The organism is Streptomyces sp. NPDC001889, assembly GCF_053594535.1.
Genome location: NZ_JBSFER010000008.1, coordinates 87,359 through 99,685, shown reverse-complemented (window position 1 = coordinate 99,685; position 12,327 = coordinate 87,359). Strand labels below are relative to the sequence as shown.

General features: G+C 71.9%; 11 protein-coding genes. 9 read left to right on the top strand and 2 right to left on the bottom strand.

What is annotated here, in order from left to right:
- Positions 1–40: 40 nt before the first annotated feature.
- Positions 41–550 carry an ATP-binding protein gene (locus tag ACWCRA_RS10755; protein WP_351545008.1) on the bottom strand — a complete coding sequence of 170 codons (510 nt, stop codon included), beginning with the start codon at positions 548–550 and terminating at the stop codon, positions 41–43.
- A 262-nt stretch (positions 551–812) separates the two neighbouring features.
- Here ACWCRA_RS10755 and ACWCRA_RS10750 point away from each other — a divergent pair, with 262 nt between their 5' ends.
- The 9 genes from ACWCRA_RS10750 to ACWCRA_RS10710 all read left to right on the top strand — a co-directional run bounded on the left by ACWCRA_RS10750 (position 813) and on the right by ACWCRA_RS10710 (position 11,068).
- Positions 813–1,625, top strand: coding sequence for a hypothetical protein (locus ACWCRA_RS10750; protein ID WP_451067257.1), 813 nt, complete (start codon positions 813–815; stop codon positions 1,623–1,625).
- A 94-nt stretch (positions 1,626–1,719) separates the two neighbouring features.
- Entirely contained in the window at positions 1,720–2,523 is an 804-nt protein-coding gene (locus tag ACWCRA_RS10745) for a YcnI family copper-binding membrane protein (protein ID WP_451067256.1), read from the top strand.
- Positions 2,524–2,572: 49 nt separating this feature from the next.
- Positions 2,573–3,244, top strand: coding sequence for an SCO family protein (locus tag ACWCRA_RS10740; RefSeq protein ID WP_451067255.1), 672 nt, complete (start codon positions 2,573–2,575; stop codon positions 3,242–3,244).
- 29 nt (positions 3,245–3,273) lie between these two features.
- Positions 3,274–3,777 carry a copper chaperone PCu(A)C gene (locus ACWCRA_RS10735; protein WP_451067327.1) on the top strand — a complete coding sequence of 168 codons (504 nt, stop codon included), beginning with the start codon at positions 3,274–3,276 and terminating at the stop codon, positions 3,775–3,777.
- A gap of 21 nt (positions 3,778–3,798) precedes the next feature.
- A complete protein-coding gene (locus tag ACWCRA_RS10730) occupies positions 3,799–5,856 on the top strand; it encodes a copper resistance CopC/CopD family protein (protein WP_451067254.1) in 2,058 nt (685 codons plus the stop codon).
- Positions 5,857–5,880: 24 nt separating this feature from the next.
- Positions 5,881–7,191, top strand: coding sequence for an iron uptake transporter deferrochelatase/peroxidase subunit (gene efeB, locus ACWCRA_RS10725; protein WP_451067253.1), 1,311 nt, complete (start codon positions 5,881–5,883; stop codon positions 7,189–7,191).
- 114 nt (positions 7,192–7,305) lie between these two features.
- Positions 7,306–8,247, top strand: a complete 942-nt coding sequence (pheA, locus tag ACWCRA_RS10720) for a prephenate dehydratase (protein WP_351545025.1) — start codon at positions 7,306–7,308, stop codon at positions 8,245–8,247.
- A 698-nt stretch (positions 8,248–8,945) separates the two neighbouring features.
- The gene (serS, locus tag ACWCRA_RS10715; RefSeq protein WP_351545028.1) at positions 8,946–10,235 is read left to right on the top strand and encodes a serine--tRNA ligase; all 1,290 of its coding nucleotides are present in this window, start codon (positions 8,946–8,948) and stop codon (positions 10,233–10,235) included.
- Positions 10,232–11,068 carry an HAD family hydrolase gene (locus tag ACWCRA_RS10710; protein ID WP_351545031.1) on the top strand — a complete coding sequence of 279 codons (837 nt, stop codon included), beginning with the start codon at positions 10,232–10,234 and terminating at the stop codon, positions 11,066–11,068. Before serS ends, ACWCRA_RS10710 begins: the two co-directional genes overlap by 4 nt.
- A gap of 523 nt (positions 11,069–11,591) precedes the next feature.
- On the opposite strand, the gene ACWCRA_RS10705 is transcribed toward ACWCRA_RS10710, so the two are convergent.
- Positions 11,592–12,311, bottom strand: coding sequence for an ABC transporter permease (locus ACWCRA_RS10705; protein WP_351545034.1), 720 nt, complete (start codon positions 12,309–12,311; stop codon positions 11,592–11,594).
- Positions 12,312–12,327: the final 16 nt, after the last annotated feature.

The following is a 12,327-nucleotide window of genomic DNA, read 5'->3' as shown; positions in this document are numbered from 1 at the left end:
AACCGGAGTTCTCCGGGGGGAGGGCGCGCTCGCTCAGGGTCTACGAGACCTTGAGCAGCGCGTCCTCCCGCCATTTGAGGACTTTGTCGAAGCTGACCACGGCGCCGTGACCCGGCCGGTTGCCGAAGTGCACATGATCGGCGAGCTGCTCGATCAGACAGAGCCCGCGACCGCTCTCGGCCATCGCCGGCACCTGGGCCCTGACGGGGGCGCGCCCGGTGCCCCGGACGGGGAAACCGGCCGGCAGCTCGCGCCCGGTGTCCCGGCCCGGGTCGCGGCCGGGGAAGCCGGGACCGGAGTCGGCGACCTCGATATGGCACTTCTCGCCGTCCAGATAGGCGGTGACCCGGTACGCCCCGGCGGTCTCGCCCGGCTCCCGCCCGCCACCGTGCTCCACGGCGTTCGCACAGGCCTCGCTGAGCGCGACGGAGAGATCGAAGGAGATATCGGGGTCGACCCCGGCAGTCTCCATCGTGCCGAGCAGAAGACGCCTGGCGAGCGGAATGCTCGCAGCTTCGCGCCGCAAGTGGAGAGACCACCAGATGCTCATGCTCCAGCCTCCTGGCTGCGGCTCGACATACCGATACGTATTGCCCCTGGGCGGGGTTCATAAGCACCCGGCCGCTGTGATTGCGCTCATTCGGCCGACGCGCGGCACCGGTACGGCGGTGTAGACCACGCGGCCGGGGGGCCGCCCCGGGCGGCGGTGCGCGCGAGAGGCACGGGGCCGCGGGGACAGCCGGACAGCCAAAGAGGGATCTTCCGGACCTGCCGTTCCGGAGCGGAGGGCTCAGTGGGATGATGACCCGGCCATGTCGTCCCTGTCGTCGCCCCCACCGACTGCGCCGGGTCCACCGCCTCTCTTCACCGGAGCCGGTCCACGGCTGCTCAGGGCCGCGGTCTTCACCGCGGTCTGTGTCGCGCTGTCCGCGGCCGGTCATGTGGTGGCCTCCTGCGCGGCCGTGCCCTGGTGGACACTGGCCGTGGGATTCCTCGGGGTCTTCGCCCTCGTGCTGCCCTTCACCGGCCGGGCGCGCTCGCTGCCGTCGGTGATCGTGGCGCTGGGCGCGGGACAGCTGGCCCTGCACGCGCTCTTCGGCCTCTCCCAGAACCATCGGCTGCGGATGCCGCAGACCACCGATGACGCGCTGCTCACGATGGCGGCGAAGCTGGTCTGCGGGGCGGGGGCCTCCTCGCTCTCGCCCTCCGACGCGCACCGGGTCGTCACCACGGCGGGCCTGACCCCGCCGCGGCACCCGGCGCACATCCCGCTCGCCGAGCCCGAACTGCTGCCCTCCCTCCCCATGCTGCTGGGGCATCTGCTGGCCGCTCTGGCGACCGGCTGGCTGCTGCGGCGCGGGGATCTGGCGCTCACCCGGCTCACCGAGCTGTCCGCCCGCTCGGTGCGGGAGGCCGGCCGGGCCGCCGAGGCCGCCCGGCTGCGCCCGCTGTGTGCCGCGCTCACTCTCGTACGGGCGCTGTGCGGCGGTCTGCTGCGCGCCCCGGTGGTCCTCACCCGCGCCCCGCGCGCCCAGGACGACCCTCCCCCGTCGCTCGCGGGCGAGGCACTTCAGCACGCGGTGATCAGGCGCGGGCCGCCCGCTCTCCTCGTGCTCGCAGCCTGACCGGCCCACTCGACGGGAGTGCGGCCGGTGTGCCGGCGCGGTTCCGTGTGCCCGGCGCCTCCTGTCTCTCCTCACCCTGTGGAGTGTCTTCGTCATGAGTGCCTCAAACATCACCAACATCTTCCGCACCTTCCCCACCTCCCGTTTCTCGCGCAACGCGCTCCGCGTCACGGTCGCGACCGGGGTCGCCGCCTCCGCCGTGCTGCTGGTCTCCGGCACCGCCGCCGCGCATGTGAGCGTCCAGCCGCAGGGCCAGGCCACCAAGGGCGGCTACGCCACCGTCAACTTCCGGGTCCCCAATGAGCGCGACGACGCCTCGACCGTGAAGCTGGAGATCAGCCTGCCGTCCGAGCACCCGCTGACCTCGGCGCTGCCGCAGCCCGTGCCCGGCTGGAAGGTCTCGGTCGCCAAGGCCAAGCTGGACAAGCCGCTGGAGTCGCACGGCAAGAAGATCACCGAGGTGGTCTCCAAGATCACTTGGACGGCCGAGTCCGCGAAGGTCGCACCCGGTCAGTTCCAGCAGTTCCCGGTGGCGCTCGGACGGCTGCCCGAGGACGTCGACCAGCTGGTCTTCAAGGCCCTCCAGACGTATGACAACAAGGAGATCGTGCGCTGGATCGAGGCGCCCGAGGAGGGCAAGGAGCCCGAGCTGCCCGCCCCGGTGCTGGCCCTGTCGGAGCCGGTGGAGGACGACCACGCCACCCAGCCCGGCGCCGGCGCCACCGCCACCGCCGACTCCACCGCCGACGCCAAGAACGCCGGGCAGGAGAAGGAGACCGCGTCCGCCTCGGACGACTCATCGGACTCGACGGCTCGTGTCCTGGGCGGCATCGGCATCCTGGTAGGAGCCGTGGGCGTCGCCTTCGGTGTCCTGGCCGGCCGCCGCCGCGCCTCCTGACACCGTTCACGTGTACCCCCTCCCGTAACCATTTCTGGGATGTTTTTCCATGCGTAAGAAGACCGCGCTGGCCGCCGCGCTCGTCGTGGCGGCCGCGCTCACCCTGTCCGCCTGCTCCTCCGGCGACGGCGCCGACTCCGCGAAACCCTCGGAGAGCTCCATCGCCAAGATCGAGGGCCAGGAGGAGAAGAAGCCCGGCACCGTGCTGCACCAGCCGTACACCAAGCCGGATCTGGTGCTCACGGACACCAACGGGGAGAAGTACGACCTCCGCGAGCGGACCAAGGGCAAGCCGACGCTGATCTTCTTCGGCTACACCAGCTGCCCCGACGTCTGCCCGCTGACGATGAGCAATGTCGCCATCGCCGAGAAGACGCTGTCCAAGGCCGACCAGGAGAAGCTCCAGGTCGTCTTCGTCACCACGGACCCCGAGCGGGACACCCCCGCCGAGCTGGGCAAGTGGCTGGCCAGCGCCGGTGACAAGTCCTTCGTCGGGCTCAGCGGCGACTTCGCGACCATCCAGGCGGGCGCCCGCCAGATGGGCATCGGGATCGATCCGGCGAAGAAGGAGAAGAACGGCGACGTCGTGTCCATGCACGGCGCGCAGATCGTCGCCTTCTCACCGAAGACGGACAAGGGCTATGTGCTCTACGGCGAGGGGACCTCGGCCGACGAGTACGCGGAGGACCTGCCGAAGCTGGTGCGCGGGGAGAACCCGTGAGCCCGTGGGGCCGGGGACGGCGGACGTCCCTGAACCAGGGGGGCCGAGAACAGCGGTGGCCCACGGGCCGGTGGTCCTCGAACCGCAGCAGGGCTCTGGCCGGTGCCGTGGCCCTGAGCGCGGGGCTGGCACTGACCGGCTGCTCTTCCGAGAGTAGCGGTCAGGAGCCGGAACTCAAGGTGGTTGGCGCCTTCATGCCACAACCCGTCAGCGACATGGCCGCCGGCTTCCTCACCGTCCGCAACGACGGCGGCGGAGCCGACCGGCTCACCTCCGTCACCAGCCCGCTCTCCGACGATGTGACGATCCACGAGTCGAAGGACCAGCGGATGCGGAAGGTCGAGTCCTTCGGCATCCCCGCCGATGGCGAGCTGAATCTGGAGCGCGGCGGCAACCACGTCATGTTCATGGGCCTCAGGGAACAGCCGAAGGAGGGCGCGAAGGTCACGGTGAAGCTGCACTTCGAGAAGTCCGACCCGATCACGGTCGACCTTCCGGTCAAAGCACCGACGTACAGCCCCGAGAAGCACTGAGTACGAAGGACTGACCACGCCATGACAGCCACCGCCCCGTACCTCGGCCCGCACCCGGCCGAATCCGCGAGACCCCTGCCCAGAGCGGCGCCCCTGCTGAGGGCGCTGCTCACCCTGGCCGTGCTCATCGGCACGGCCCTCGGCACGCTGCTCGCCACGGCCGGGCCCGCTTCGGCCCACGCCGCGCTGACCGGGAGCAATCCGAAGGACGGGGCGGTGGTCGCCACCGCCCCCACGGAGGTCACCCTCACCTTCTCCGAACAGATAGACATGGGGAAGGACTCGATCCGGGTCCTGGACCCCCAGGGCGAGCGCGCCGACGAATCCACCGTCCGCGACGTCTCCCGGGGCGGCACGGTCGGCTACGGAGTCGATCTGCGGCCGGACCTGCCCGAGGGCACCTACACCGTCGCCTGGCAGGCGGTCTCGGCGGACAGCCACCCCATATCCGGCGCGTTCACCTTCTCCATCGGCGCGCCCTCCAAGACCTCGGTCGCGCTGCCCGACACGGCGGCGGGCGGGGGAGCCGTCGGTGTCCTCTACGACATCGCGCGCTATGCCGCGTACGCCGGCTTCACCGTGATGACCGGCGCCGCCGCGTTCATCCTGCTCTGCTGGCGGCGCGGCGCGGCCGTCCGTCCGCTCCAGCGGCTCGTCGCCCAGGGCTGGGTGACGCTCACCGCCGCGACGCTGGCGATGCTGCTGCTGCGCGGCCCGTACACGACCTCCGGAAAGCTCGGCGACGTACTCGACCTCGGCGTGCTCCAGGACGTGCTGGAGACCAGGACCGGTGCGGCCCTGGTCTCCCGGCTGCTGCTGCTCGGCGCTGCGGCGCTCTTCATCGCCGTGCTCTTCGGCGCGTACGCGCGGCAGACCGCCGCCGGCCCCGGCGCCCCGGACACACCAGGGGACGCGGACCGGGACCCGGCCCGGGCGAAGGACCTCACCTTCGGACTGGCCGTCGGCGGCACCGTCGTCGCCGCCGGGATCGCCGCCACCTGGGCGCTCTCGGAGCACGCCTCCACCGGTATCCAGACGGGGCTGGCGATGCCCCTCGACGTGCTGCACCTGCTGGCCGTCGCCTGCTGGCTCGGCGGTCTCGCGGCGCTGCTCACCGCCCTCCACCGGGCGCCGTCGATCGAGCCATCGGCGGTACGGAGGTTCTCCTCGGTCGCCTTCGCGAGCGTGGTCACCCTGGCGGTGACCGGGCTGTACCAGTCCTGGCGGCAGGTGGGCTCGTGGTCCGCGCTGACCGGTACGGAGTACGGGCGGCTGCTGCTGATCAAGGTGGCGCTGGTGGCCGTGATGCTCGGCGTCGCGTGGTTCTCCCGGAAGTGGACGGCACGGCTGGCACCGGCGGCGGAACGGCCCCGGGACACCACCGGGGACCCGGCCCGGGACGAGTCGGCGGACGACGCGGGCACCGACACGGACACGGACACGGATACGGATACGGATACGGATACGGATACGGACGCGACGGGGAACGAGGACGCCGGGCGGGCCGCCCAGCTCGCCCGTCAACGGGCCGCGCTCGCCACCGCCCGCCGCAGGAAGGCACGGGACGCCGACCCCGTGCGCTCCGGACTCCGCCGCTCCGTACTGGCCGAGGCGGCCGTCGCCGTCGTCCTGCTCGCCGTGACCACCGTGCTCACGACCACCGAACCGGGCCGTACGGAGGAGGAGGCCGGGAAGGCCGGAACGAGCACTTCCGGCAGCACCGCTCCGGCCCCCCGGGGCCCGGCCGAGGCCGAGCTGCCCTTCGACACCGGCGGCGCCAACGGGAAGGGCACCGTACGGCTCACCCTGGACCCGGCCCGGCCGGGCGCCAACCAGCTCCATCTGTGGATCGACGGACCGGGCGGAAAGCCCATGGACGTACCCGAGGTGAAGGTCTCCCTCACCCTCCGGGCCAAGCAGATCGGCCCGCTGCCCGTCACCCCCGGGCGCCTCGCGGCGGGACACTGGAGCACGGATTCCGTGCAGATCCCGATGCCCGGCGACTGGCAGGTCCAGGTGACCGTGCGGAGCTCCGACTTCGACCAGACGACCGTCGACACTCACGTGAGGATCGGCTGAGCCACACATGAGCGGGAAGCGCGCATGACCTCCGAACCACGCACCACCCCCGAACCACGCACCGCCTCCGTGCCGCGCACGACCCCGGTGGACGGAGCCCCCGGGGAGACCCCCGGGGTCTCCCGGCGACGGCTGCTCGGCACCGCCGGCACCGTCGGCGCGGCCGGGCTCGCGCTGGGCGCGGCGGGCGGCGCGGTGACCCACGCCGCCACGGCCGGCGAAGCGCCCACCGCGCTGAGCAGCGTCGGATCGGGCACGGTGGCCTTCCACGGCGAGCACCAGGCCGGCATCACCACACCGGTGCAGACCCATGGCCATCTGATCGCCCTCGACCTCGCGCCCGGCGCGGGCCGCAAGGAGGCGGTGGCGCTGATGCGCCGCTGGTCCGCGCTGGCCTCGGAGCTGATGGCGGGCCGGCCGGCCGGGACCGGCGACACCGGTGTCGCGCTGGACGCGGGCCCCTCCTCGCTCACCGTGACCTTCGGCTTCGGCCGCGGCTTCTTCGGCCGTACGGGACTGACGGCCCGGCGGCCCGCCGGTCTCGACCCGCTGCCGCCCTTCACCGCCGACCGGCTGGACGCCCGGCGCTCGAACGGCGATCTCTGGGTGCAGATCGGCGCGGACGACGGCCTGGTGGCCTTCCACGCGCTGCGCGCGATCCAGCAGGCGGCCGGGGCCTCGGCCCGGGTGCGCTGGCAGATGAACGGCTTCAACCGTTCCCCGGGCGCCACCGCCCGCCCGATGACCACCCGCAATCTGATGGGGCAGGTCGACGGCACCAACAACCCGAAGCCGTCCGATGAGGACTTCGACCGGCGGATCTTCGTGGCGCGGGGCGGCGAGCAGGAGTGGCTGGCGGGCGGCTCCTTCGTGGTGGTGCGCCGTATCCGGATGCTGCTCGACGACTGGGAGTCGCTGCCGCTGGAGGAGCAGGAGCGGATCATCGGGCGGCGCAAGTCGGACGGCGCCCCGCTCACCGGCGGCACGGAGACCACACCGCTCGCGCTCGACCGGCGGGGCCCGGACGGGAAGCCGGTCATCCCGGCCGACGCCCATGCCCGGATCTCCGCCCCGGAGCAGAACGGCGGGGCGGCGATGCTGCGCCGCCCGTTCTCCTATCACGACGGAATGGGCGCGGACGGAACACCCGACGCCGGGCTGCTCTTCATCTGCTGGCAGGCGGACCCTCTGCGCGGCTTCGTGCCGGTGCAGCGCAAGCTCGACCGGGGGGACGCGCTGTCGCCGTTCCTGCGCCATGAGGCGAGCGGGCTCTTCGCGGTGCCGGGCGGGGCCCGGGAGGGCGAGTACGTGGGACAGCGGCTGCTGGAGTCCTGAGAGCCGGTGCGGCCGGGCACGGTCGGGTGCGGTGGCACGGGTAAGGGGCGGTGTCCAGGGGCAGAGCCTCTTACACGGCCGCCCACGGGTCTCCGGCCGCACTAGGGTTGCCTCATGTCAGCCACGCGCTACACGTATCTGGGGCCCGAGGGCACCTTCACCGAGGCCGCTCTCCGCACGCTTCCGGAGTCCGCGACCCGGGAGCTGGTCCCGATGGTGTCCGTGCCCGCCGCACTGGACGCCGTCCGCAACGGGGACGCGGCAGCCGCTCTCGTACCGATCGAGAACTCGGTGGAGGGCGGCGTCACGGCCACCATCGACGAGCTGTCCTCCGGCAAGCCGCTGATGATCTACCGCGAGGTGCTGCTGCCGATCGCGTTCGCCCTGCTGGTGCGGCCGGGCACGGAACTGTCCCGGGTGCGGACGGTGACCGGGCACCCGGTGGCCCAGCCGCAGGTGCGGAACTGGCTGCGGGCGAATCTGCCGGACGCCCTGTGGGAGTCGGCCGCGTCGAACGCCGACGGTGCGCGGCTGGTGCAGGAGGGCACGTACGACGCCGCCTTCGCGGGTGAGTTCGCGGCGGCGACCTACGGCCTCGAACCGCTGGTGACCGAGATCCACGACGCGGAGAACGCGGAGACCCGGTTCGTGCTGGTGGGCCGCCCCGCCCGGCCGGCCGCGCCCACCGGCGCGGACAAGACCTCGGTGGTCATCTGGCTGGGCGAGGACCACCCCGGTGCGCTGCTCGGTCTGCTCCAGGAGTTCGCGGTGCGCGGGGTCAACCTGATGCTGATCCAGTCCCGGCCCACGGGGGCGGGGATCGGCAACTACTGCTTCGCGGTGGACGCCGAGGGCCATATCTCCGAGCGCCGGGTCGCGGAGGCGCTCATGGGACTGAAGCGGATCTGCCCGAATGTGCGCTTCCTGGGCTCGTATCCGAGAGCCGGGGTCGCGGTGGAGGATGTGCGTCCGCCGCGTGCGGGGACATCGGACGCCGACTTCACGGAGGCGTCGGACTGGCTGACGCGCTCCCAGGACGGCCGCGCGAGCGGCTGAACGCGGGGCGGCCCGGGTGGCTGGACGCAGCCCGGCGCGAAGGCCGGCGCGGGCCGGCACAGGCCGCCGCGAGGGCTCACGCGGGGCGGCGCGGGCGGCCGAGCCGTCCACCCCGGTCCTGCCCGACCTGCTGATTTCCGCATCCACAGAGTTATCCACAGGTCACCCTCCAACCTGGGGACAAGTCGACATCTCACGGCCTCTCAGTCGATAAATCGGCCCGCTCGCACCACCCCCCTCCACAGGCCGGCCGACCGGCGCCACCCCGCTCCCGTCACCTTCATTTCATTGATCAACTCTTTGGAGCGAGCAATTCCCACCCGAATGAGGGAGTGGGGTGGGTTTGGGAGAGGAATCACCGGACCTTCGCCACACCCACGGAATGATCACTTCCACGATCCACAACTTTTCCGCACAGCCTGTGGATAACTTTTCGGAACTCCCTCCACCTGTGGACAAGCCCGACCCAAGTCCCCCGTTCCGCAAGGGATGCAGATCCCTTCCGGCCGTCCCGGCGGCCCGCTCCCTCCTCGATTCCCGCCCGTCGCCGGCCCATGGCATGGTGTTTATCGGGCGCCCGTCCGCGCGAGTCCGAGCCCTCCACCGATAAACCGGCAAAGAGCATCAATTAGGCCGAAATGCCGTGCATGGCTATAACGAGTGGCGGGGCGGTGAGCACGCACCGGTAGCCTGGTGGGGTGATTGACCTTCGCCAGCTCCGTGAGGACCCCGACCGTGTCCGCGCCTCCCAGCGCGCCCGTGGAGAGGATGTCGATCTCGTCGACGCCCTGCTCTCCGCCGACGAGCGGCGCAGGTCGTCCGGGCTCCGCTTCGACGAGCTGCGCTCCGAGCAGAAGCAGCTCGGCAAGCTCATCCCCAAGGCCTCTCCCGAGGAGCGCGCCGAGCTGCTGATCCGCGCCGAGCAGCTCAAGGCCGATGTCAAGGCCGCCGACGCCGCACAGCACGAGGCCGACGAGGAGGCCCGCGGCCTGCTGCTCCGGCTGGGGAACATCGTCCACGAGGACGTCCCGGTCGGCGGCGAGGAGGACTTCGTCGTCCTGGAGACGCACGGCACCATCCGGGACTTCGCGGCCGAGGGCTTCGAGCCCAAGGACCACCTGGAGCTGGGCGAGGCGCTGGGCGCCATCGACGTCGAGCGCGGCGCCAAGGTGTCCGGCTCGCGCTTCTACTACCTCACCGGTGTCGGCGCCCTGCTGGAGCTGGCCCTGGTGAACGCGGCCATCGCCCAGGCCACCGAGGCCGGCTTCATCCCGATGCTGACCCCGTCGCTGGTCCGCCCGCGCGCCATGGAGGGCACGGGCTTCCTCGGCCAGGCCGCCGAGAACGTCTACCACCTGGAGAAGGACGACTACTACCTGGTCGGCACCTCCGAGGTCCCCCTCGCCGCGTACCACATGGACGAGATCATCGAGGCCGAGAAGCTGCCGCTGCGGTACGCGGGGTTCTCCCCGTGCTACCGCCGCGAGGCCGGCACCTACGGCAAGGACACCCGGGGCATCTTCCGTGTGCACCAGTTCGACAAGGTCGAGATGTTCTCGTACGTGGCCCCGGAGGACGCGGAGGCCGAGCACCAGCGGCTGCTGGAGTGGGAGAAGCAGTGGCTGACCGGCCTTGAGCTGCCCTTCCAGGTGATCGATGTCGCCACCGGCGACCTCGGGGCCTCCGCCTCGCGCAAGTACGACTGCGAGGCGTGGATTCCGACCCAGGGCAAGTACCGCGAGCTGACCTCGGCCTCGAACTGCAACAGCTTCCAGGCCCGCCGGCTGTCGATCCGGATGCGGGAGAGCCGGGACGGCAAGAAGGTGGTCCAGCCGCTGTCGACGCTGAACGGCACGCTCTGCGCCGTACCGCGCACGATCGTGGCGATCCTGGAGAACCACCAGCTGGCCGACGGCTCGGTGCGGGTGCCGCCGGTGCTGCGTCCCTACCTCGGTGGCCGGGAGATCCTGGAGCCGATCGCCCAGTGAGCCCGGCCGCGCCCGTCACCCCGCCCCCGCACCCGTTTCCGTATCCGCTGATCGCGACCGACCTCGACGGCACGCTGCTGCGCGCCGACGGGACGGTCTCCCGGCGCACCCGTGACGCGCTCGCCGCGGCCACCGCGGCGGGTGCGGCGCACATCGTCGTCACCGGCCGTTCCGTGCCATGGACCCGGTACATACTGGACGACCTCGGCTACGAGGGTCTCGCGGTCTGCGGGCAGGGCGCGCAGCTCTACCACGCGGGCGAGCACCGGCTGCTGACCTCGGTGACGCTGGACCGTCAGCTCGCCGGGCTGGCGCTGGCCAAGCTGGAGGCCGAGGTCGGCCCGCTGGCGCTGGCGGCGAGCCGTGACGGGCTCGACGGCCAGGTGCTGGTCAGCCCCGGTTACGCGGTCCATGACGGGCCGCTCCCGGTGGTGGCCCTCACCGACGAGGCCGAGCTGTGGTCGGCCCCGCTGAACAAGATCTACATCCAGCACCCCACCCTCGACGACGACGCCCTCACCCGGGCCGCACGGCAGACGGTCGGCGGTCTGGTGGATGTGGTGCTGGCGGGCGCCGGAGTGGTGGAGATGCTTCCCCTCGGCCTCACCAAGGCCACCGGGCTCTCCCTGGCGGCCCGCCGTCTGGGGGTCCGCGCGGCGGACACGATCGCCTTCGGCGACATGCCGAACGACATCCCGATGTTCGCCTGGGCGGCCCGGGGTGTGGCCATGGCCAACGCGCACGCCGAACTGAAGGCGGTGGCGTCGGAGGTCACGGCGTCCAACGACGACGACGGCATAGCGGTGACGCTGGAGAGCCTGCTGCGGGGCTGAGCCCGCGGCTCCGGCCGATCCCGGCGTCCCCCATCCGGAGGCGGTCCAGCCCCTGGAAGGGGGCCACCCCGGAAAGGGGGCCACCCCAGGAAGGGGTCCAGCCCCGGGAGGCCCCGGCTCCGGAAGAGGTCCAGCCCCGGGAGGCCCCGGCCTCCGGGAGGGGCGGTCCGCGCTCACGCGCGCTCGAAGCGACCGCCCCCCGGGCAGCGGCTCCCGGGCAGCGGAGCGGTCGACCGCTACTCCGCGCGCTGCCCTCCGCCGCCCTGCGAGAAGCCCGGCGTACCCGCGTACCGGGTCATCGTCGTGCTCCTCTCCCGGCCGGTGACACCGGTCGTACGGGTGTACTCCCGGTTCCCTCACTGTGCCCCCGGCCCCGGGCTCCGCGCCACCGGTTTTGGTCCCGCCCCCACGCGCCGGCCCCCGCCCGGTGATCCGGACAGGGGCCGTGGGCGCGGACTCCGGGGCACCGGCACCGACACCGACACCGGAACAAGAGGCGGGGACGCGGGCGCGGGCGCGCTTCCTACTCCTCGCCCGCGAGCTTCAGCACCCGCAGCTTCTGCCCCGCGTACCAGGTCGCCACCACGGTGACGACGGCCAGCAGGGTCACGGCGAGCGGCAGCCCGACGTCCGAGCCGATCAGGCCCTCGCCGGCGATCCGCTCCGCGAGCGAGAGCGCCCACTGCTGCACGCTCAGCGTGCGCGCGCCGCTGACCAGGCTGCCGAAGAGGCTCTCCCAGACGATGGCGTAGATCAGACCGATGACGACCGCGTTCCGACTGACCGTGCCGAGCAGCAGGAAGAGCGCGCTGTAGGCGATCGAGGCGACGAGCGCCGCGACCATGTACGCGATGGCGACCTGCTGGCCGTTGCCGTTGAGGATGAACCCGGCGATGAGGGTGGGTATCGCGGAGAAGGCCATCGTCACGGAGATGGCGACGATCAGCTTGGTGAAGATGATCGTCGACCGGCTCACCGGCTTGGAGAGCAGATAGACGATCGAGCCGTCGTCGATCTCGGGTCCGATCGCACCGGTGCCGGCGATCACTCCGATCAGCGGCACCATCGCGGCGATGGCGAACCCGCCGAGGAGGTCGGCGGCTATCTGGTCGTCCGCGCCGTTGAAACTGCGGACGGCGACGGCCATGACCAGCAGCAGGGCGGGAAGGACGAAGAGAATCGCCGCACGGCGCCGGCCGAGCAGGGCCCGGTAGGTGAGCCGGGCGACTGTGGGATTGTACATGACGTCACAGCTCCTT